A 21,116-nucleotide genomic window follows, 5' to 3' on the forward strand; every position below is an offset into this window, starting at 1 on the left:
ACGGCTCGTCTCCCGGGCCCGCCCTGAACGGGCCGGCCCTTATTGCTTCAATTCCCGAGCGGCCGTCGAATGTTTGATGTCAGCCTCACTGAACTGATGGTGATCGGCGTCGTCGCCTTGATCGTCATTGGCCCCGAACGCCTGCCCAAGGTAGCCCGCACCGTCGGCCACCTGCTTGGGCGCGCGCAGCGTTACGTCAATGACGTGAAGTCCGATATCCAGCGTGAAATCGAGCTCGACGAACTGCGCAAGTTCAAGAATGAAATGGAAGACGCCGCGCAGGGCGTGCAACAGTCGTTGAACGACACGCATGCCTCGCTGCAGGAACCGGTCCAGCAATTCCGCGCGGAACTCGACGAAGTCGCCCGCGAAGCCAGCGGCAAGGTCGCGCCGGTCATTGTCGGGGACGCCTCAGTCGGGGATGCCTCGGCCGGAAACGCCGCCGCCGAGCCCGCCCGCACGATCGCCCCGCCGGGCCAGAACCACAGCCTGGATCTGGACCTGCCCGCCGCCAAGCCCGTCACGCCCTCTGGAACACCGACGTGACCCAGGACGCCTCTCAAGAAGAAGGCCAGCAAGAGACCTTCATCTCCCACCTGGTCGAATTGCGCACCCGCCTGCTGCGCGCCGTTGGCGCCGTCGTGGCCGTATTCATCGTGTTGTTCATCTACCCCGGCGCGTCCGCCATCTATGACGTGCTGGCCGCCCCCATGCTGGCTTCGCTGCCCGAAGGCACCCGCATGATCGCCACGGGCGTCATCACGCCGTTCATGGTGCCCGTGAAGGTCACGATGATGGCCGCCTTCATCGTGGCGCTGCCGGTGGTGCTTTACCAGGCCTGGGCCTTTGTCGCGCCCGGCCTGTACCGGCACGAAAAGCGCCTGGCGCTGCCGCTGATCATCTCAAGCACGTTCCTGTTCATCGCGGGCATGGCGTTCTGCTATTTCGTGGTGTTCCGCACGGTGTTCCACTTCATCGCCACGTTCGCGCCGCAATCCATCACGCCGGCGCCGGACATCGAGGCCTACCTGAGCTTCGTCATGACGATGTTCATGGCTTTCGGCATCACCTTCGAGGTGCCCGTGGCCGTGGTGCTGCTGGTGAAAACGGGCATCGTCGAACTGTCCAAGCTGCGCTCCGCGCGCGGCTATGTCGTGGTTGGCGCCTTCATCATCGCCGCGGTCGTCACGCCGCCCGACGTGGTCAGCCAGTTCATGCTGGCGGTGCCGCTGTGCCTGCTCTATGAAGTGGGCCTGATCTGCGCCCGCATGGTGTCGCCCAAGCCGGGCGCGGCAGAGGCCGATGACGCCGCGGATTCGCTGACCGAACGGCACTGATAACGCCCCCGGCGCGGCTGGCCGGGCAAGATAGGACTGATTGACTCTTGCCCGGACTTGCCTGCAATCCTACATTGCAGGTATGTCGCTTGCCCAAAGGCTGCGCACCCTGATGCGGTGGCGCGGCATCCACAGCCAGAATCAACTGGCGCGCATCTCCCGCGTGCCGCAATCCTGCATCCACCGCATCCTTACCCGCGAAGACCGCTACTCGCCGTCCCGGGGCACGCTGCTGCGCCTGGCGACTGCGCTTGAGACCAGCGTTCCCTGGTTGACCGACGGCGTGCTCAGCGGCACCGAACCCGGCCCCCACGGCTTGCCTGCCAACGAGGGCACGCTGCCCGCCATGCCAGCCACGGCGCCCGCGATCGACGGGTACTGCGCCGAAATCTGCGCCCTGCTGCGCCAACAACCCGACAGCACGAAAAAAACCGTGCTGTCGATGGTGCGGATCTTGGTGGAGGGCGTCGCGCCCCCGCCTTGACGCCCTAGCGGGGCTGGCCCGGCCGTGTGCCCACCACGATGGACACGTCCTGCGGCTTGCCCGCGCGCAGGATGCCCAGGGTGGCGCGCTGGCCCGGAGGCTGTTGCGCAACTTCCGCCAGCAACTGGGCCGTATCGGCCATGCGCTTGCCGTTGACCGATTGCACGATGTCGCCCACGCGCAGGCCACCGCGCGCCGCCGGACCGTCGCGCATCACTCCCGCGATGATCGCGCCTTTCGCGTCGGCGCCCAGCCCGAACGCGCGCGCCAGCTCGGGCGTGACGTCCTGCGGTTCCACGCCCAGCCAGCCGCGCTTGACGCCGCCGGTCTTGACGATGTCGTCCATGACCTTGCGCGCGATCTCGATGGGCGTGGCGAATCCGATGCCCATCGACCCTCCCGATTCGGAATAGATGGCCGTGTTGATGCCGACCAGGTTGCCCTCGGCGTCCACCAGCGCCCCCCCCGAGTTGCCCGGATTGATCGCGGCGTCCGTCTGGATGAAGTTTTCGTACGTGTTCAGCCCCAGCCCGTTGCGGCCCAGCGCCGACACGATGCCCTGGGTGGTGGTCTGTCCCACGCCGAAGGGGTTGCCGATCGCCAGCACCACATCGCCCACCCGCAAGCCGCGGTCGGCCGCCAGCGTGGCGGCGGGCAGGGCGCGCAATGTGCTCAGCTTCAACACGGCCAGGTCGGTATCGGGGTCCGCGCCCACGACCTTGGCGGTATCGCGGCGGCCGTCGGTCAAGGCCACCTCGATGGCGTCCGCCGCCTGCACGACGTGGTAGTTCGTCAGGACGTGGCCGTCCTGGTTCACGATGACGCCGGACCCCAGGCTGGTCGTGGCCTGCCGCCGGCTGACGCCCGGGACCTGGCCGAACAACTGGCGCAGCACGGGATCGTCGGGCAACGGGATCAGCGGCACGTTGACGTGCTTGGTGGTGTAGACGTTCACGACCGACGGCGCGGCGCGCGCCACGCCGTCCGCATAGGACACCACCCCCACGCCGCTGCCCGCTGGCGGGCGCGCCGCCCCGGCGACCGCAACGGCCGGCGGCGCGGCCCCCGGGCCCGCCAGACGCAGCAGGTCGGGCCGCAGGGTCGTGACCACGAATAGAATACCCAGGCAGACCGTGACGGCCTGAGCGAAGATCAGCCAATATCGGCGCATGATTCTGATAGGACGAGCAATGAAAAAAGTGGACTCCCACGTGCTGGCCAGCTGGCTGGACGACACCCTGCAAGCCGGCCGCTTCAAGGACTACTGCCCCAACGGCTTGCAAGTGGAGGGCCGATCCGAAGTCGGACACATTATCACCGGAGTGACCGCCAGCGAAGCCCTGCTGCGCACGGCGGTCGAACGCGGCGCCGATGCGGTGCTGGTGCATCACGGCTGGATGTGGCGCAACGAAGACCGCCGCATCATCGGCACGCGCCGCACGCGCATGGCGCTGGCGCTGAAGAACGACCTGAACCTGTACGCCTACCACTTGCCCCTGGATGCGCACCCGACGTTGGGCAACAACGCGCAACTGGCCCGCGTGCTGGGCCTGACCGCGGAACGCCGCGACGACGGCTCGCCGCACACCTGTGGCCAGGACAACCTGGTCTGGCTGGGCGAGGCCGCGGGACTGACGACGCTGGGCCAGCTAGGCGCACGCGTCGCCGAACGCCTGGGGCGGCAGCCGCTGGTCGTGGGCGATTCGGATCAGCCCGTGTCGCGCGTGGCGTGGTGCACGGGCGGCGCGCAGGGCATGCTGGCCGACGCCGTGGACGCGGGCGCCAGCGCCTACATCACGGGCGAGGTCTCGGAATCCACCGTGCATCTGGCGCGTGAAACCGGCGTGGGCTTCATCGCCGCCGGCCACCACGCGACCGAGCGTTTTGGCGCAGAAGCCCTGGGGCAGGCCGTGGCCGAACACTTCGGGATCAAAGTCGAATTCGTCGACATCGACAATCCGGCATAAATAGCGCCGCGCACCGCTCCGGGAAAACCAGAGGGTTCGATCAAAGCGGCGCCTGTGCGTCGCATCTGGTCAATCGCGGTTCTCTCCCTGTCAATTCTGGCCGGAGTCCCCCGCCCTAGCATTCCATTCAGTCGCCCGATGCCGGTCCCTTTCCGGCCGGGCCTCCTTCACACGGAGCCACTGAATGCTGACCCTCTACGACCATCCGCGCTCCGGCAACTGCTACAAGGTCCGCCTTTTCCTTGCGCTCATCGGCAAGGAATACCAAAGCCGGTTTGTCGACGTGCTGGCCCGCAAGAACCAGACTGCGGCGTTCGAGCAAGTCAGCGCCTTTCAGCAGGTCCCTGCGCTGACCGATGGCGGCACCGCCATCTGGGACAGCCACGCCATCCTGCTGCACCTTGCGCACCACTACGCCCCCGAGTGGCTCGCGCCACTGCCCCGCATCGGCGCCATGCACGCGTGGCTATCGGTATCCGCCAATGAAATCGCGAACAGCCTGCAGCCGCTGCGCTTGACGCGCGTCGTGGGCAACGCCGAGGCCGCGCACCACCTGGGCGTAAGCGAAGCGCTGCTCGACATCCCCGGCATGCAGGCCCGCACGGACCGCGTCCTGAGACGCCTGGACAAGCGCCTTGCGGACAACAAGTGGCTGGCCGGAACCGACGCGCCCACCGTAGCCGACATCGCCTGCTACGGCTACCTGGCGCTGGCCGAGGAAGCCGCCATCGACATCGCCGCCTATCCCGCCATCGCGGCGTGGCGCGACCGCATCCCGCAGTTGCCGGGCTACGTGCCCCCAGGCCCCTGAGCCCCAAGCCCCAAGCCCCCGCGCGCGACGACAAAAAAAACCACTACGACAAGACAAGAGGAAAAAACATGGACGCCATACCAGCCGTGCAGCCCGCTGCCCGCTCACACAAGAAACCCAACCTGTTCCGGGTCGCCGTCGCGACCGTCATCGGCACCGCCGTCGAAGCCTTCGACTTCCTCGCCTATGGAACCGCCGCGGCCCTGGTGTTCAACAAGATCTTCTTTCCGCAGTTCGATCCGGCGACCGGCACGCTGGCGGCCTTTGGCGCGTTCGCCAGCGGCATGCTGGCGCGGCCCATCGGCGGCATCCTGTTCGGCCACTTCGGCGACCGCGTCGGCCGCAAGTCCATGTTGACGCTGAGCCTGCTGCTGATGGGCATCTGCACTGTGCTGATCGGGCTGCTGCCGACCTATGAACAGATCGGCATCTCGGCGGCAGTGCTGCTGGTCGTGCTGCGCGTCGGCCAGGGGCTGTCATTCGGCGGCGAGATGGGCGGCGCCATGCTGATGGCAGTCGAACACGCGCCGCCAAAGTGGAAGGCGTTCTTCGGCAGCCTGCCGCTGGTGGGCGCGCCCTTGGGCATCCTGCTGTCGGTGGGGTCCTTCGCGCTGGTGACGCGGCTGCCGGAAGAAGATTTCCTGTCCTGGGGCTGGCGCCTGCCGTTCCTCGCCAGCGCCGTGCTCATCGTCGTCGGCCTGTTCATCCGCCACGGCATCGACGAATCGCCCGAGTTCGAGCAGGTCAAGCGCGAACGCGCGCAGGCCAGGCAACCGCTGGAAGACAAGATGCCCCTGGGCGAACTGCTGCGCGCGCACGGCAAATCGCTCTTGCTGTGCATCGGCTGCAAGATCGCCGAGGTCACGCTGATCTACACCTTCCTGGTGTTCTCGGTGTCTTACGCGGTGTCCAAGCTGGGTTTCAGCCGCGCCGACGCGCTGCACGCCTTGCTCTATGGCGCCGGCGTGCTGATGTTCACCATCCCGCTGTTCGGCGTGCTGGCCGACCGCATCGGCGCGCGCCGCGTCTGCGGCTGGGGCGGCATGTTCCTGGGGCTCATGGCCATTCCGATTTTCCTGGCGGTGGGCAGCGGCTCGCTGGTGGCATACAGCCTTGCCGTCTTCGTCGCCATGGCCTTCAACTACGCGATCATGATCGCGCCCCAGTCCAGCCTCTATAGCGCCCAGTTCCCGGCCGAGCTGCGCTATTCCGGGCTGTCGATCGGGGTCCAGTTCTCGGCGGCCATCGGCGGCGGCCTGGCGCCGCTGATCTCGGCCACGCTGGTCCAGAAGTTCGACAGCATCCTTCCCGTCGGCGTCTATCTGGCCTTCCTCGGCGTTGTCGCCGGCACCTCGGCGTTTCTCATGAAGCCCACGGCCCAGGACTTGCGCCGCGGCTGATGCGCCGAAGCCCTCCGCACGCGGGCGGCGCGGACCTACTCGCCGCCGCTGCCGCTTCTGGCCGTCTTGCGGTACAAGGCGGGCGACATGCCGAAGCGTTCATGGAAGCGGCGGATGAAATGGCTGGCGTGCTGGAAGCCGCAAGAAACGGCGATCTCCTTGACCTCGACGTGCGCGCGCCGCGGGTCCTCCAGCGCCTCCCGGGCCAGTTGCAGGCGGCGTTCGCGCACGTAGCTCGCGTATTGCAGCGAACGCGTCTTGAACAGCCGGTGCACCCAGCGCGTGGTCACGCGCAGCACATCGGCCACCGCCTGCACCGACAGTTCGGGATCGGTGATGTGGGCGTCGATGTAGCTTGCCAGCACCTGCCAGTTGTCGGCCGGCGCCCGCGCATCGCCCGGGATCTTCTCCAACGCCTGGCTGGTGTAGATCGAGGCCAGCAGCGCCAGCAGCGCCTGTTCGGCGAAGAGCGACGACGTCGGATTGGATTCCGCCTTGTCGAAGAACACATGGTGCAGGCAGCGATGGGCGGTCTGCACCATCGGCAGGACGGCCACGCCGCGTTGCGCGGTGAACTGCGACATCGCCAGGCTGTGCGCGCCCAGCAGGCGCGACAGCGGCCCCTTCACCACCACGATCCGCGAATCGGTGTACATCCGGATGTCGGACGGCAGCGCCGTCGTGCGGAAGATAATGTCCCCGGGTTCCAGCGGCAGGGTGGCCTCGTTCTGCACGATGACGCCATGCCCCGCGATCACGAAACTGGCCAGGAACTCCGCGTGGCCCGGATCGGCCGCGTGCTCCGCACGGTGGTGCACGCTGATCGGCGTGGACTCCAGGCTGACCACCAGCCCACCCGCGCGCAGGCGACAGGCCTGCAATTGCAGCCTGGGCTGTTCGGTCAACGCCCGGAACTCTCCCGGCAGGACCAGCTTGTCCAGCTCGCGCTCATAGCCGGCGATCTCCTGCGCGTAGAACGGGCGGAACCGGGGCGCGAAGTTCAGATCCGCCTCGGGACAGGCGGGCCGGGCGGGAAGATTCACGGTCTGGCTGGCGCTGGGCATGCTCGGAACTCTCTTTCGGGGTGGCTAGGGCCGATAAGCGCCTGCCGTCCTGTCGCATTGAGTCAACCCGCGTTCGTGATCGGTCAATTGCCGGCGGCGCAGGCGGGCGTGTAATGGAGCCATTATCCCCAAGGAGACCCCATGCTGGAAAAACAATCTCATGCCGACGCCTTCTTTGCGCGCTCCGCGAACAAGCTCGACTTCGGAAATTGGAGCGAGAAAGAAAAAGTGGCGCTCAGCTGCCGTATCCTCGCCAGCGAAGGCCATTCGGAAACGCTGGCGGGCCAGATCACCGTGCGCCAGGAGGACGGCACGTTCCTGACGACGCCGATGGCCCGGGCATTCGATGAAATCGAACCGGGCTCGGTCATCCGCATCAACGAGGACATGGAAGTGCTTGAGGGCGAGGGCACGCCCAACCCCGCCGTGCGCTTCCATTTCTGGGTCTATCGCCAGCGCCCCGACGTGCAATGCATCATCCACACGCACCCGCCCCATGTCTCGACGCTGTCGATGACGGGCCAGCCGCTGGTGGTCGCGCACATGGACGCCACGCCGTTCCACAACGACTGCGCCCATCTGAAGGAATGGCCCGGCCTGCCCATCGCAGACCAGGAAGGCGAGATCATTTCAGCGGCGCTGGGCGGCAAGCGCTGCATCCTGCTGGCCAACCATGGTTTCCTGGCCGCCGGGTCCTGCGTGGAAGAGGCGCTGTACCTGTCGGTGCTGATCGAGCGCGCGGCCCGCAATCAGTTGCTGGCGGCCGCCGCATACGGCGAGGTCAAGCCGGTGGATGATGCGCTGGCGGCCGAATCGCACGACTTCCTGTTGAAGCCCAGTATCGTGCGGGCGAGCTTCGCCATGTTCGCGCGCCGTGTCGAACGGCAAATGGCCGCGGAATAAAGCAAGGGGGGGAACGTCCGCCCGCCGCAGCGGCCCGGATCCGTGCGGATCCCGGGCCTGCGGCGGCGTGGGGTCAGGGCTTTTTGAGCAGGTCGCGGATTTCGCGCAGCAGCGCCACGTCTTCGGGCGTTGCGGCCGGTGCGGCCGGCGCTTCCTCGGCCTTGGCGCGGGCCTTGTAGATGGCCTTGACCATCCAGAAGATCACGAACGCCAGCAACACGAAGTTGATGATGATGGTGACGAAATTGCCCCATGCGAAGACGTTTGCACCCGCTTTGGACAGGTCGGCATACGTCATCGGCCCGTTGTAGCCGGCGGGCATGGACAGCACCAGGAACTTGTTCGAAAAATCGACCGAGCCGCCCAGGATGAAGTTGACAAGCGGCATGACGATGTCTTTGACGAGCGAGTCGACGATCCGGCCGAACGCCGCACCGATGATGACACCCACCGCCAAGTCGACCGCATTGCCTTTTACGGCGAAATCTCGGAATTCTTTGACGAAACCAGTTGCTTTGCTCATAAAAGCACTCCCTTCGTGATACGCCCGTCAGTGGGCTGGCGCTATAATACGCGGTTGCTATGTTGTTACATATTCCCGCGAACCCGATGCCGCAGAAGTGATGCTACTCGTAGAGCGGGCGCATCAACAAGGATAGGAAGATGAGTCAGGATACGCTGGTGCACGATGATGACGGTGCGGTTGATCCCAACCTGCCACCTGATCCTTCGCGACGTTTCTGGGTTACCACCGCCTGTGCTGTGGGTGGCGTAGCAGGTGTCGCAACGGCTTTGCCGCTTGTGAGCACATTTTCTCCCTCTGAAAAGGCCCGAGCGGCCGGGGCCCCTGTAGAAGTGGATATCGGCGACATCCCCGTCGGCACCATGAAGACAGTGGAATGGCGCGGGAAGCCGGTGTGGATCATTCACCGTTCTCCCGAACAACTCGCCAGCCTGAAAACGCTGGACCCTTTACTGGCCGATCCCGATTCCAAGCGGCCGGGCTTCACGCCCAAATACGCCGAAAACGAAGCTCGTTCGCGCAAGCCCGAGCTCTTCGTCTGTGTCGGCATCTGTACCCACCTGGGCTGCTCGCCCACCTCGCACTTCGAAACAGGCGGCGGTGGCGGCATGGGCGCCAATTGGCAAGGCGGATTCCTCTGTCCGTGCCACGGCTCCACGTTCGACCTGGCTGGCCGGGTCTACAAGAACAAGCCTGCTCCCGATAATCTCGAAGTACCGCCTTACCAATATCTCAGCGACACCCGCATCATCGTGGGCGTCGATGAAGACAACAAGGCCTGACGCTCGCGTCGCGCTTTTTTCCCGAATTACGTAAGTAAAACAAATACGCCACGTATTAGAGAAGGAGCCGTTACATGGCTGGCGAGAAAACCGTCGAGACGACAGGCCTGTTGGGCTGGCTGGACCGGCGCTTCCCGGTGACATCCACCTGGAAAGCCCATCTGTCCGAGTACTACGCACCGAAGAATTTCAACTTCTGGTATTTCTTTGGCTCTTTGGCCTTATTGGTCCTGGTGCTGCAGATCGTGACCGGCATTTTCCTGGTCATGCATTACAAGCCGGACGCCGAACGCGCGTTCCAGTCCGTCGAATACATCATGCGCGAGGTCCCGTGGGGCTGGCTGGTGCGCTATATGCACTCCACCGGCGCGTCGATGTTCTTCGTCGTCGTCTACCTGCACATGCTGCGCGGGCTGCTTTACGGTTCCTACCGCAAGCCGCGCGAACTCGTGTGGATCTTCGGCGTGGCGATCTTCCTCTGTCTGATGGCCGAAGCTTTCTTCGGCTACCTGCTTCCCTGGGGCCAGATGTCGTATTGGGGCGCCCAGGTGATCGTGAACCTGTTTGCGGCCATTCCGTTCATCGGCCCTGAACTGTCGATCTGGATCCGCGGCGACTACGTCGTGTCGGACGCCACCCTGAACCGCTTCTTCGCCTTCCACGTCATCGCGATTCCGCTGGTGCTGGTCGGCCTGGTGGCGGCCCACCTGGTGGCGCTGCACGAAGTCGGCTCGAACAACCCGGACGGCATCGAGATCAAGCAGGGCCCGAAAGACAAGTACGGCCGGCCCAAGGATGGCATCCCGTTCCACCCGTTCTATTCGGTGCATGACCTGATGGGCGTGGCGGGCTTCCTGCTCGTGTTCGCGTTCATTGTGTTCTTCGCGCCGGAAATGGGCGGGTACTTCCTGGAGTTCAACAACTTCATCCCCGCCGACTCGCTGAAGACGCCGCCGCACATCGCGCCGGTCTGGTACTTCACGCCGTTCTACTCGATGCTGCGCGCCACCACCGACGAATTTACGTGGGTGCTGGCAGGCGCATCGGTGCTGGGCGCCATCGCGTTGCTCGTCAAGAGCAACCTGAAGGGCATCCTGCGCGTCGCCATCCCCGGCATCCTGATCGTCGTGGCCGTGCTGCTGCGCGTGATCGACGCCAAGTTCTGGGGTGTGGTCGCCATGGGCGGCACGGTCGTCATCCTGTTCTTCCTGCCGTGGCTGGACCATTCCCCGGTCAAGTCGATCCGCTACCGCCCGACGTGGCACAAGTGGATCTACGGCATCTTCATGGTCAACTTCCTGGTGCTCGGCTACATCGGTACGCAGCCGCCCAGTCCGCCGTTGAACATCACGTCGCAAATCGGCACGCTGCTGTACCTGGCATTCTTCTTCCTGATGCCGGTCTGGAGCCGCCTTGGCACCTTCAAGCAAGTGCCTGAGCGCGTTACGTTCCACGCCCACTGAGCCCCACCAGATAACGGACTAACCATGATCAAGAAGCTGATTGGTGCCGTGGCCTTGATGCTCACGTGTACCACCGCATTCGCCGCAGAAGGCGGGTTCCCGCTGGACAAGGCGCCGTATCGCGTCAACGACATGGCGTCGCTGCAAAACGGCGCCAAGCTGTTCGTCAACTACTGCCTGAACTGTCATAGCGCATCGTCGATGCGCTACAACAAGCTGAAGGACATCGGGCTGACCGACCAGCAAATCAAGGAAAGCCTGCTGTTCACCGGCGAGAAGGTCGGCGACATGATGAATGTCGCCATGTCGCCCAAGGACGCCAAGAAGTGGTTTGGCACGACGCCCCCGGACTTGTCCGTGATCGCCCGCGCCAAATCGGTCAACGCCGGCCCGTCCGGCGCCGACTACATCTACACCTACCTGCGCACTTTCTACCGCGACTCGTCGCGCGCCACCGGTTGGAACAACCTGGTTTTCCCGGCCGTGGGCATGCCCCATGCGCTCTGGGAACTCCAGGGTCCGCGCGAGCTGACGACCGTGGCCATGCATGAAGTGGAAGCCAAGGATGCCAAGGAAGGCGCACCCAAAAACTGGGAACGCGTCACGACGGTGTACGATGCTCAAGGTTTTTCCACGGTCAAGGCCGAACCGGTAGCTGATTACCGCGGCCATGCCACCTTCGATGCCAAATTTAAGGCCGCCAACCCGGCCCAAGTCGCAACATACGACAACGACGTCGCAGACCTGACCGCGTTCATGTCCTGGATGGCCGAGCCCGTCCAGACGCTACGCGTCCGCATCGGCGTCGGTGTCATGTTGTTCCTGCTGTTGTTCTTCCTGGTCACGTGGCGCTTGAACGCTTCGTACTGGAAGCACGTGCGCTAACCGCAACGCCCCGCCAGGCACATAACCGCCCCCAATTAAAAAAGGGGACGGTAGCGGCGGATAGGGCTGTACGCCTATCCCGCCTGGCAATCGGGGCCAGCGCCTGCTAGATTTAGGCGCTGGCCTTTCGTTTTTCATAAAGGACTTACACCATGATGGTGCTCTATTCCGGAACCACGTGTCCGTTTTCGCAACGCTGCCGCTTCGTGTTGTTCGAAAAGGGTATGGATTTCGAGATCCGCGACATCGACCTGTACAACAAGCCCGAAGACATCTCGGTGATGAACCCGTACGGTCAAGTGCCCATTCTGGTCGAACGCGACCTGGTCCTGTACGAGTCGAACATCATCAACGAGTACATCGACGAGCGCTTCCCGCACCCGCAGCTGATGCCCGCCGACCCGGTCATGCGCGCCCGCACCCGCCTGTTCCTCTACAACTTCGAGAAAGAACTGTTCGTTCACGTCTCGACGCTGGAAGACCGCAGCGCCAAGCCGGACGAGAAGAAGCTGGCCAATGCCCGCCAGAACATTCGCGACCGTCTGGCCCAGCTGGCTCCCATGCTGCTGAAGAACAAGTACATGCTGGGCGAAGAGTTCTCCATGCTGGACGTGGCCGTGGCTCCGCTCTTGTGGCGCCTGGACCATTACGGCATCGAACTGCCCAAGAACGCGGCTCCGCTGCAAAAGTACGCCGAACGCATCTTCTCGCGTCCGGCCTACATCGAAGCGCTGACGCCTTCGGAAAAAGTGATGCGTCGTTAAGGCTGGTTGTGTGATGGGTGAAACTTCGACCAAACCGTATCTGATCCGCGCGCTGCATGAATGGTGCACTGACAACGGCTACACGCCGTACATCACCGTGCAGGTCGACGAGCACACCATGGTGCCCGTCGCGCATGTCCGTGACGGGCAGATCACACTGAACGTAGGCACGCTGGCCACCAACCGTCTGGTGCTGGGCAATGAATTCATCGAATTCCAGGCCCGCTTCAGCGGCGTGACCGAAAACGTCTACGTTCCCATCGGCGCCGTCAGCGCCATCTACGCGCGCGAGACCGGCGCCGGCATGGGCTTCGAAGTGCAGCCCTACGAACCGCCGGCAGCGGGTGCCCAAGGCGTGGCGGATGCCGCCGCGCCTGAAAGCGCCGACGCCGAGGTCGCGCCTGGCGACGACGGCGGCGATGACGACGAACCCAAGCGTCCGCGCCTGACCATCGTCAAATAGCCGCTGCGATGCGGGGACGGCGCGCCTGGCGCAATGTCCCCGCAAGCCAGACGGATTCCCGTTTTCCGTGCCTGGCAGGACCCCCGTCCTGCCCGCGCGGGGCATTGTGCCGCCTGGTTCCCGCGTGCCGCGCGGCGACGGCGTTTTTTCATTACAATGCAGTCCCTGCGCGTGCCCCGGCACGCCGAGCCGGTGTAGCTCAGTTGGTAGAGCAGCTCACTTGTAATGAGAAGGTCGAGGGTTCGATTCCTTTCACCGGCACCAGGAATATCCAATAAAAAGCCCAACCGGACGGTTGGGCTTTTGCATGTCGGCGGCCGTATCCGTATCCGGCCCCTGGGGCGTTCAGCCCAGCGGGGGCAGCATGTTGAACAGCAGCACCATGATCAGGCCCACCACGGACACAATCGACTGCACCACCGAAATCGTCTTGGTGGCTTCGCCCATCGTCATGCCGAAGGACTCCTTCACCATCCAGAAGCCGGCGTGGTTGGCATAGTTGAAGAACAGCGAACCGCAACCGATCGACAGCGCCAGCAGCGGCAGGTTCAACGACGGGTCGGCGCCCGCCAATGGCGCCAGCAAGCCCGCGGCGCCCACGATGCCGACCGTGGCCGACCCGGTGGACACCGACAGCAGCATGGCGATCAGCCAGCCCAGGATCAGCGGCGGGAAAGCGAACTGGTGCGTCAGATGCACGATGGCGTCGCCGACCTTGGCGCTGGTCAGCACCTGCTGGAAGGCGCCGCCGCCGGCGATGATCAGCATGATGCCGGCGATGGGCTTCAAGCTCTGGCCCAGTGCCTCGCGCAGCTTTTCCGCGTCGCCCCGGCGCATGAACACCAGCGTCACGGCCGCGAACAGCACGCCCAGCAGCATGGCGACCACCGGGTTGCCCAGGAAGGCGGCCACATGCAGCCCGCTGGAACCCTTGGGCAGCAGCATTTCGGCCACGGCGTGCACCAGCATCAGCAGCGCCGGCAGCAACGCCGCCAGGATCCCCAGGCCCACGCTGGGCGCGCCGTTGCCGGCGGCGGCTTCGCGGGTGGCGGTGAACTGGTCAAGCAGGGCCTCGTCCGGACGGGTCGTCATGCGCGGGGCGATGAACGCGCCATACAGCGGACCGCCGAAGACCATGGCCGGCAGGGCGGCGATGAAGCCGTAGATCATGGTCGGGCCGACCGTGGTCTTCAAGGTGGCGATCGCGGTCAGCGGCCCCGGGTGCGGCGGCACCATGCCGTGCATGGCCGCCAGGGCGGCAATCACCGGCACGCCCACGTACACGTAGGCCGACCCCTTGAAGCGCTGCTGGCTTTCCAGCTTGCGTGCCACGCTGAAGATCAGCGGCAGCATCACCACCAGGCCCACTTCGAAGAACATGGGGATGCCGATGACGAACGCCACCAGCGTCATGGCCCACGGGATCATCCGCGGGGACGTGTGGCGCAGGATGGCGTTGGCCAGTCGCTCGGTCGTGCCCGAATCCGCCAGAATCTTGCCCAGCATCGCGCCCAGCGCGATCACCACGCCGACCGCGCCCAGGGTCTTGCCCGCGCCGTCGGTCAGGTTCTTGACGATGGCCACGGGCTCCATGCCCGTCGCGAAACCGACACCGATGGAAACGATCAGGAGCGCCAGCAGCGGATGCATGCGGATGCGCGAAACAATCAGTGCGACCAGCACCAGGACGCTCACCAGGGCGGTAAGCAGCAATTGAATGTCGAACGAAGACATGTGTGAACCCAGAAAAGACAAGAGAGGTCGCGAACCTTCCGGGTGCCATCATAAGGGATCGTCCTTACAACTTGCCGCGCACGGGGCAGCGGCGGGAAGGCGGGCTGGCGCCCCGATCAGCAGGCGCCAAGAGCCGCCGTCCCGTCAATCCGGCTTGATCCCCGCCGCCTTGATGATCGCCGCGTTGCGCTCCAGTTCCATCTCCACCTTGCGGCGGAAGGCGGCCGGGTCCTGGTAGGTGGCGTCAAAGCCCAGGTCCTGCAGCTTGGCGCGCGTATCGGGTTCCGCCATCACCGCTTCGATCTCCTTGGACATCCAGGCGACGATGGGCGCGGGCGTGCCTTTAGGCATGACGACGCCGAACCAGGTGTCGAAGTCGTAGCCAGCCACGCCGCTTTCCGCGACGGTGGGCACGTCGGGCACCAGGGACGAGCGCGCACGGCCCGTCAGCGCCACGGCGCGGACCTTGCCGGCCTTGATCTGGGGCAGGCCCGCCACCAGCGTGTCGATCGACAGCGGGATCTGGTTGCCGATCAGGTCGGTCATGGCCGGGGCGCTGCCGCGGTAGGGCACGTGCAGCAGTTTGGCGCCGGTGCGCTGAGCCAGCGATTCGCCGGCCATGTGCGGGGTGGAGCCGTTTCCAAACGACCCGAAACTGAGCGACTGCGTGGCCGATTTGGCCGTGATGTCGGCCACAGTGCCGATGCCGGTCTGCGGGTTCGTCAGGATCACGAACGGCGTGCTGCCGGCGACAGCGACGTATTCGTAGCTCTTGATCGGGTCGTAATTCAGGTTCGGATACAGCAGCGGGTTCGACGTGAACGTCGGGGCGCCGGTGATCATCAGCGTGTAGCCATCGGGCGCGGCGCGGGCGACGGCGGCGGCGCCGATGCCGGTGTTGGCGCCGGGCTTGTTTTCAATGACGACGGTCTGGCCCAGGCGCGCGCCCAGCTTCACGGCGAAGAGGCGGCCGATGACGTCGGTGGATCCGCCAGGCGGGAACGGCACCACCATGGTGATCGGTTTGTCAGGATAGGCCTGCGCCGAGGCCATCAGCGGCGTCGCGGCGAGGACGCACAGCGCGAGGGCGCGGGCGGCGGCGTGGTTCATTGTTTTCCCCTTGTGTTGTTGGCGTGGTGGTCAGTGCGGCAGCACGGGCGCCTGGCGCCAGTACTGCGTGGCTTGTTCGAACGCGTGCGCCAGTTGCAGCAGCGCATGTTCCTGGCGATAGCGGCCGACGATCTGGATGCCTACGGGCAAGCCCGCATCGCTGAAGCCACAGGGCACCGAGATGGCCGGATGGCCGGTCAGCGACAGGTAATAGCCCGAGCGCATCCAGTCGATGTAGTTGTGCATCGGCGTATCGTCGATGCGGCTCACGGTCTCATGCTCGACCGGGAACGGCAGCACCTGGCTGACCGGTCCGATCAGGAATTCGTAGTTCTGCATGAAGGCATGCATGCGCGCGAACAGGGCGGCGCGGTCGCGCTCGGCCTGCACGACGACGGCGGCCGGTTGCTGCAGGCCCAGCTCGATATTCCAGATGACGCTGTCCTTGAGCAGATGGCGGTGTTCGCGCAACGCCGCTTCGTACCCCACCGCGAAGGTCTGGCCGCGCAGGGCCTGGAACGCGGCGTCCGCGCCAGTGAAGTCCGGGCAGGCCGGATCCACCCGGGCGCCCAGGTCCGCGAAGACCGGCAACTGGCGCTCCAGCGCCTGCACCACCGCGGCTTGCACGGGCAGGCCGCCCCAGGTCGGCGCATAGGCGATGCGCACGCCCTTGAAATCGCGCGACAGGCCGTCCAGGAAGCGGGCGGGGTCCTGCTCGATGGCCAGCGGGTCGCGGGCATCGGCCCCTGCCGTGGCGGCCAGCAGCAGCGCCACGTCGGCGACCGTGCGCGCCATCGGGCCCGCGACGGTCAACGCGTTGTACGGGCTGGCGGTAGGCCATTGCGGGACGCGCCCCGGCGATGGCCGCAGGCCCACGACGTTGCAGAACGAGGCCGGGTTGCGCAGCGATCCCCCCATGTCCGTGCCGTCGGCCAAGGGCGCCATGCGGGCGGCCAGCGCCGCGGCGGCGCCGCCGCTGCTGCCGCCGGCGGTCAGGCGCAGGTCGTAGGGATTGCGGGTGGCGCCGAACACCGCGTTGAAGGTCTGCGACCCGGCGCCGAATTCGGGCAAGTTGGTCTTGCCCAGCGTGATCGCCCCCGCCGCGCGCTCGCGGGTAACGATCAGGCTGTCGCGTTCGGGCACGAAATCGCGGTATAGCGGCGAACCGTAGGTAGTGCGCATGCCGGCCGTCAGGAACGAATCCTTGTGCACGATTGGTAAACCGTGCAGCAGGCCCAGCGGATGGCCGGCCGCCTGGCGTTCGTCGGCCAGCGCGGCGCGCGCCAGGGCGCCTTCGGCGTCCACCGTCACCATGGCATTCACGTGGGGGTTGCAGGCGTCGATGCGCGCCAGGTGCGCGGCGGTCACGTCACGGGCGCTGAGGTGGCCGGCGGAGATGTCGGTGCGCAGGGCCACGGCGGTCATGTCACATAAAGAGGAAATCTGGGTCATAGAGCCGCTGCAATGTATTGCTATGCGATATAAAGTATTGAATAATCTACTTTATAGTGGGTATTCCGCCCCCGGACAATTCGGGGAAACTAGCGCTATCCCCTGACGCGACCGCCGCCCGGCCCGGACCTCCATGACGACACCCCCGCCCCCCGTTACCGCCTCCGCCGATGCCGACGACCCGCTGTTCGTCGCGTCGCTGGAAAAGGGCATGCGGGTGCTGGACGCGTTCCGCGACGCGTCGGACTCGCTGGGCCTGACCGATATCGCCACGATCACGGGTTTGGGAAAAAGCGCCACGCAGCGTTTCATCCACACGTGGGAGCGCCTGGGCTACCTGGTCAAGGATGCGGCCTCGCGCCGCTACCGGCTGGGGCCCCGCGTCGTGGAGCTGAGCTACTTTTTCCTGCGCAGCGACCGGCTGGTGTCCATGGCCGCGCCGCATCTGGTGGCGCTGCGCGACCGCTGCGGCCTGGCGGTGCACATGAGCGTGCTGGCCGGCGCCGACATGATCTATCTGCTGCGCCTGCCCAGCCGGCAAATGACCCTGGCCGAAATGTTGCCGGGCCGCCGCATGCCCGCCTGGTGCAACAGCGGCGGGCGCATGCTGCTGACTGCGCAGGACGACGGCGCGATCCGCGAAGCGCTGCGGCGCGCGCCGCCGCGCGCGTTCACGCCGCGCACGGTGGTGGACCCGGAAGCCTTGCTGGCGCTCGTCCGTCAGGCCCGCGAAGACGGCTATGCGCTGACCGAAGACCAGGTGCTGCAAAACCAGGTGGGCGCGGCAGTGCTGTTGCGCGACGCGCGGGACGCGCCGTTGGCCTCGATCAGCGTGAGGGCGTCGCGCCACGACTATCCCATCGACCGCTTGCTGAGCGATATCGTGCCGCAGCTGTTCCGCACGGCGCAGGCGATCCAACAAGCCTGAACAAAATTTTTCCGGCCGTTTTGCATTCTTCCGATTTTTTGTGCATAATTCGGCCCCTCTACCTGTTCCCCGATAGCTCAGTCGGTAGAGCGACGGACTGTTAATCCGCAGGTCGCTGGTTCGAGCCCAGCTCGGGGAGCCAAGAATTCAGCCGTGCAATGTTCATCCGCACGGCAAGCAGGACAAGCACTACCCGCAGTACCCTTAAAAAAGCCCGCAACGTGTTTGCGGGCTTTTTGCATTGCGGTCCACAACGCGTAGGATGACGCGCATCCGGTCCCGACGCTTTCCGCCACCCGCCCCCATGCGTTCCACGCGATCCCTGCCTGCCCTCGTCTCTCTGCGCGCCTTCGAAGCGGCGGCGCGGCGCTTGAGCTTTTCGCTGGCGGCCCAAGAGCTTTTCGTCACGCAGAGCGCGGTCAGCTATCACATCCAGCGGCTGGAAAGCGAACTGGGCGTGGCGCTCTTCGAACGGCGCACGCGCGCCGTGGCGCTGACGCCCGCGGGGCAGGCCTATTTCGAACAGGTGCATGCCGCCTTTGAATTGCTGCGCCAGGGCACCGACGCCATCCGCGCGCCGGACACGGCGCGCACCACGCTCAAGGTCGGATTACTGGCGTCGTTCGCCACGCGCTGGCTGGCCCCGCGCCTGCCGGCGTTCGCCGCCGCGCACCCGGACATCGACCTGCAGTTGCAAACCGACATCGGCCTGGCCGACGTGGCGGGCGGCGAAGTGGACGTGGCGATCCGCTATGGGCGCGGCGGCTGGCCCGGCGTCGCGTCCCGGCTGCTGATGGCCGAACGGCTGTCTGTCGTGTGCGCGCCCGGCCTCGTCGCCGGCCGCAAGCGTCCGCGCACGGCGGACGACCTGTTGCGCCACCCGTTGCTCGCCTCGCACGCCAAACAGCCCTTTGAATGGGACGCCTGGTCGCGGCGCTTCGGCATGGACTTGGGCCGCGCCCAGACCGTGCACCTGCACGACTACAACATCGTCGTCGAGGCCGCGCTGGCCGGCCAGGGCCTGGCCATGGGACGGCATCGGCTGATCGCTCCGCACCTGGCCAGCGGCGCGCTGGTGGACGCCTTGCCCGGCACGGTGCTGGAAGATCCCCGCATCGGCTGGTGGTTCGTCGCCCCGCGCGGCGCGTTGCCGCCCGCGGCGCAGGCCTTGCACGACTGGCTGGCCCGCGCCGCGTCGGAAGCGACGGACTCCGCGGACACGGCCCCCGGCAGCCTCGGCACGCATTAGTTTTACTCATGCGCAAAAGGCAAGAATTGATTGGTCAGGCGCCGCCGCGGCCGATAGCATCAAAGCTTGCCCCTTTTCGCTAACCCCTTTTGCAGGTGAATCGACATGACCCGCACCATCTCCGGCCGCGTGGCCGAACTGGGCTACGCCCTGGAAGCCGCCGCCGCCCCCGCCGCCAACTACGTGCCGTTCGTCCTGGAAGGCAACCTGCTCACCATCTCGGGCCAGATCTCGCGCCAGGGCGGCAAGCCGCGCTATCTGGGCCAGTTGGGCAACCAGGTGTCCGATGCCGATGGCGTCGAAGCCGCCAAGTTGTCCGGCCTGGGCATCCTGTCGCAGATCGCCGCCGCCACCGGTGACCGCCTGGACCGCGTGGCGCGCGTCGTGCGCCTGGGCGTCTTCGTGGCCAGCACGCCCGACTTCAACCGCCAGAGCGCCATCGCCAACGGCGCGTCCGACCTGATGGTGGAGGTGTTCGGCGATGCCGGCCGCCATGCGCGCAGCGCCGTCGGCGTGGCGTCGCTGCCCCAAGGCGTGTCGGTGGAAATCGAAGCCGTCATCGCCTTGACACCCGCCTGAGCGCCTCTGCCATGCCAGCCCCTCTGACCCCAGACGCCATCGACGCGTTGCGCGCCCGCACGCCCGGCGCGCAAACCAGTGTCCACTTCAACCACGCCGGCTCGTCGTTGCCGTCTGCCGGCACGTTGGAAGCGATCTACGCCCATCTGCAGCGCGAAGCCGCGCAGGGTCCGATGGAGGCCGGCGTGGCCTCGCGCGAACTGACGGAAAACGCCCGCACGCTGGCGGCCCGGTTGCTGAACGCGCAACCGGAAGAGATCGCTCTCACCACCGGCAATTCCCCCGGCTGGGGCGCGGCTTTCGCGGCGCTTGCGCCTTGGCGCCCCGGCGACCGCATCCTGGTCGGCCGCCACGAATGGGGCGGCAATCTGGCGGCCATGCGGCTGCGCGCGGAACGCGCCGGCGCGGTGCTGGAAACCATCCCGTCGGACGACAGCGGCTGCGTGGACGCCGACGCGCTGGCCAGCATGCTGGACGAGCGCGTGCGCCTGATCGCGCTGACCTGGCTGCCCGCCAACGGCGGCCTGATCAATCCCGCCGCCGCCGTCGGACACGTGGCGCGGCAGCATGGCATTCCGTATTTCGTGGACGCCGCGCAAGCGGTGGGTCAACTGCCCGTGGATGTGGCCGAGATCGGCTGCGATGTCTTGAGCGGTGCCGGCCGCAAGGCCTTGCGCGGCCCTCGCGGCACGGGCCTGCTGTATGTGCGGCGCGACTTCCTGGACGCGCTCACGCCTGCTTTCGTGGACACCCATTCGGCCCCGCTGGGCGAAGACGGCCAGCCCCGGTTGCGGCCCGACGCCGCCCGCCTGGAATCCGCCGAGAACTCGCTGGCGCTGCGCTGCGGCCTGGCCAATGCCCTGCAGGAAGCGCTGGATATCGGGCTTCCCGCCATCCGTGCCACCATTGATGCGAACGCCACGTCCCTGCGCGCCGAACTCGCGGCCATCCCGGGCATCACCGTGCTGGATCAAGGCCGGGAATTGTCCGGCCTGGTGTCCTTCAATGTGGCCGGCCACGACGCGGGCGCGGTGCAACGCGCGCTGGCGGCCGAGGGCATCACCATCGGCAGCAACGGCGTACCCTACACGCCGCTGGACATGCAGGCGCGCGGCCTGACGCAGATCGCACGCGCCTCGGTCAGCTATCTGACCCGCAGCGACGAAACCGCCCGCTTGCTGGGCGCGCTGCGGCAACTGGCGCGATAGGCCGCGGCAG

General features: G+C 66.1%; 22 protein-coding genes and 2 tRNA genes. 18 read left to right on the forward strand and 6 right to left on the reverse strand.

Annotated elements, in window-relative coordinates; translation table 11 throughout:
* Positions 1–69: 69 nt before the first annotated feature.
* The 3 genes from tatB (at position 70) to A9973_RS28060 (ending at position 1,821) form a co-directional block, all read left to right on the forward strand.
* On the forward strand, positions 70–546 hold the full coding sequence (gene tatB, locus A9973_RS31300; RefSeq protein ID WP_255469324.1) for a Sec-independent protein translocase protein TatB: 477 nt from the start codon (positions 70–72) through the stop codon (positions 544–546).
* Positions 543–1,337: a twin-arginine translocase subunit TatC gene (tatC, locus tag A9973_RS28055; RefSeq protein ID WP_183016879.1), complete on the forward strand. Its 795-nt coding sequence runs from the start codon at positions 543–545 to the stop codon at positions 1,335–1,337. The genes tatB and tatC overlap by 4 nt, the downstream gene beginning before the upstream one ends.
* An 82-nt stretch (positions 1,338–1,419) precedes the next feature.
* Complete coding sequence (locus tag A9973_RS28060; RefSeq protein ID WP_183016880.1) at positions 1,420–1,821, forward strand: helix-turn-helix domain-containing protein; 402 nt, start codon at positions 1,420–1,422, stop codon at positions 1,819–1,821.
* Positions 1,822–1,825: 4 nt separating this feature from the next.
* Here the strand turns inward: A9973_RS28060 and A9973_RS28065 are convergent, their stop codons facing one another.
* On the reverse strand, positions 1,826–2,992 hold the full coding sequence (locus A9973_RS28065) for a trypsin-like peptidase domain-containing protein (RefSeq protein ID WP_183016881.1): 1,167 nt from the start codon (positions 2,990–2,992) through the stop codon (positions 1,826–1,828).
* Between the two features lie 19 nt (positions 2,993–3,011).
* Here A9973_RS28065 and A9973_RS28070 point away from each other — a divergent pair, with 19 nt between their 5' ends.
* The 3 genes from A9973_RS28070 to A9973_RS28080 all read left to right on the forward strand — a co-directional run bounded on the left by A9973_RS28070 (position 3,012) and on the right by A9973_RS28080 (position 5,999).
* Positions 3,012–3,788 (forward strand): Nif3-like dinuclear metal center hexameric protein, encoded by a 777-nt coding sequence (locus A9973_RS28070; RefSeq protein WP_183016882.1) that lies wholly within the window; start codon positions 3,012–3,014, stop codon positions 3,786–3,788.
* A gap of 184 nt (positions 3,789–3,972) precedes the next feature.
* The gene (locus A9973_RS28075; RefSeq protein ID WP_183016883.1) at positions 3,973–4,599 is read left to right on the forward strand and encodes a glutathione S-transferase family protein; all 627 of its coding nucleotides are present in this window, start codon (positions 3,973–3,975) and stop codon (positions 4,597–4,599) included.
* Between the two features lie 68 nt (positions 4,600–4,667).
* Positions 4,668–5,999, forward strand: a complete 1,332-nt coding sequence (locus A9973_RS28080; RefSeq protein ID WP_183016884.1) for an MFS transporter — start codon at positions 4,668–4,670, stop codon at positions 5,997–5,999.
* Positions 6,000–6,034: 35 nt separating this feature from the next.
* Here the strand turns inward: A9973_RS28080 and A9973_RS28085 are convergent, their stop codons facing one another.
* A complete protein-coding gene (locus A9973_RS28085; RefSeq protein WP_183016885.1) occupies positions 6,035–7,063 on the reverse strand; it encodes an AraC family transcriptional regulator in 1,029 nt (342 codons plus the stop codon).
* 141 nt (positions 7,064–7,204) lie between these two features.
* Here A9973_RS28085 and A9973_RS28090 point away from each other — a divergent pair, with 141 nt between their 5' ends.
* Positions 7,205–7,966 (forward strand): aldolase, encoded by a 762-nt coding sequence (locus A9973_RS28090; RefSeq protein WP_183016886.1) that lies wholly within the window; start codon positions 7,205–7,207, stop codon positions 7,964–7,966.
* 73 nt (positions 7,967–8,039) lie between these two features.
* On the opposite strand, the gene mscL is transcribed toward A9973_RS28090, so the two are convergent.
* A complete protein-coding gene (mscL, locus tag A9973_RS28095) occupies positions 8,040–8,489 on the reverse strand; it encodes a large conductance mechanosensitive channel protein MscL (RefSeq protein ID WP_175175747.1) in 450 nt (149 codons plus the stop codon).
* A 140-nt stretch (positions 8,490–8,629) separates the two neighbouring features.
* Between mscL and petA the strand changes: the two genes are divergently transcribed.
* The 6 genes from petA to A9973_RS28125 all read left to right on the forward strand — a co-directional run bounded on the left by petA (position 8,630) and on the right by A9973_RS28125 (position 13,110).
* A complete protein-coding gene (petA, locus tag A9973_RS28100; RefSeq protein ID WP_183016887.1) occupies positions 8,630–9,271 on the forward strand; it encodes a ubiquinol-cytochrome c reductase iron-sulfur subunit in 642 nt (213 codons plus the stop codon).
* Positions 9,272–9,345: 74 nt separating this feature from the next.
* Positions 9,346–10,734, forward strand: coding sequence for a cytochrome bc complex cytochrome b subunit (locus A9973_RS28105; protein WP_006224519.1), 1,389 nt, complete (start codon positions 9,346–9,348; stop codon positions 10,732–10,734).
* Positions 10,735–10,758: 24 nt separating this feature from the next.
* The gene (locus A9973_RS28110) at positions 10,759–11,619 is read left to right on the forward strand and encodes a cytochrome c1 (RefSeq protein WP_183016888.1); all 861 of its coding nucleotides are present in this window, start codon (positions 10,759–10,761) and stop codon (positions 11,617–11,619) included.
* 152 nt (positions 11,620–11,771) lie between these two features.
* A complete protein-coding gene (locus A9973_RS28115) occupies positions 11,772–12,383 on the forward strand; it encodes a glutathione S-transferase N-terminal domain-containing protein (protein WP_006388039.1) in 612 nt (203 codons plus the stop codon).
* A gap of 13 nt (positions 12,384–12,396) precedes the next feature.
* Positions 12,397–12,846, forward strand: coding sequence for a ClpXP protease specificity-enhancing factor (locus A9973_RS28120; protein ID WP_183016889.1), 450 nt, complete (start codon positions 12,397–12,399; stop codon positions 12,844–12,846).
* Positions 12,847–13,034: 188 nt separating this feature from the next.
* A tRNA-Thr gene (locus tag A9973_RS28125) sits at positions 13,035–13,110 on the forward strand.
* Between the two features lie 81 nt (positions 13,111–13,191).
* On the opposite strand, the gene A9973_RS28130 is transcribed toward A9973_RS28125, so the two are convergent.
* The 3 genes from A9973_RS28130 to A9973_RS28140 all read right to left on the reverse strand — a co-directional run bounded on the left by A9973_RS28130 (position 13,192) and on the right by A9973_RS28140 (position 17,142).
* Complete coding sequence (locus tag A9973_RS28130) at positions 13,192–14,580, reverse strand: GntP family permease (protein WP_183016890.1); 1,389 nt, start codon at positions 14,578–14,580, stop codon at positions 13,192–13,194.
* 144 nt (positions 14,581–14,724) lie between these two features.
* Positions 14,725–15,690, reverse strand: coding sequence for a tripartite tricarboxylate transporter substrate binding protein (locus A9973_RS28135; protein ID WP_183016891.1), 966 nt, complete (start codon positions 15,688–15,690; stop codon positions 14,725–14,727).
* A 30-nt stretch (positions 15,691–15,720) separates the two neighbouring features.
* Positions 15,721–17,142 carry an amidase gene (locus A9973_RS28140; protein WP_183016892.1) on the reverse strand — a complete coding sequence of 474 codons (1,422 nt, stop codon included), beginning with the start codon at positions 17,140–17,142 and terminating at the stop codon, positions 15,721–15,723.
* Between the two features lie 133 nt (positions 17,143–17,275).
* Between A9973_RS28140 and A9973_RS28145 the strand changes: the two genes are divergently transcribed.
* The 5 genes from A9973_RS28145 to A9973_RS28165 all read left to right on the forward strand — a co-directional run bounded on the left by A9973_RS28145 (position 17,276) and on the right by A9973_RS28165 (position 21,106).
* Positions 17,276–18,070, forward strand: a complete 795-nt coding sequence (locus tag A9973_RS28145; protein ID WP_183016893.1) for an IclR family transcriptional regulator — start codon at positions 17,276–17,278, stop codon at positions 18,068–18,070.
* 66 nt (positions 18,071–18,136) lie between these two features.
* Positions 18,137–18,212, forward strand: a tRNA-Asn gene (locus A9973_RS28150).
* Positions 18,213–18,374: 162 nt separating this feature from the next.
* Positions 18,375–19,319, forward strand: a complete 945-nt coding sequence (gene gcvA / locus A9973_RS28155; protein ID WP_183016894.1) for a transcriptional regulator GcvA — start codon at positions 18,375–18,377, stop codon at positions 19,317–19,319.
* A gap of 105 nt (positions 19,320–19,424) precedes the next feature.
* Entirely contained in the window at positions 19,425–19,898 is a 474-nt protein-coding gene (locus A9973_RS28160) for a RidA family protein (protein WP_183016895.1), read from the forward strand.
* An 11-nt stretch (positions 19,899–19,909) separates the two neighbouring features.
* The gene (locus A9973_RS28165) at positions 19,910–21,106 is read left to right on the forward strand and encodes an aminotransferase class V-fold PLP-dependent enzyme (RefSeq protein ID WP_183016896.1); all 1,197 of its coding nucleotides are present in this window, start codon (positions 19,910–19,912) and stop codon (positions 21,104–21,106) included.
* Positions 21,107–21,116: the final 10 nt, after the last annotated feature.

The sequence above is a fragment of the Achromobacter sp. UMC46 genome (genome assembly GCF_014170335.1).
GTDB lineage: Bacteria > Pseudomonadota > Gammaproteobacteria > Burkholderiales > Burkholderiaceae_B > Achromobacter.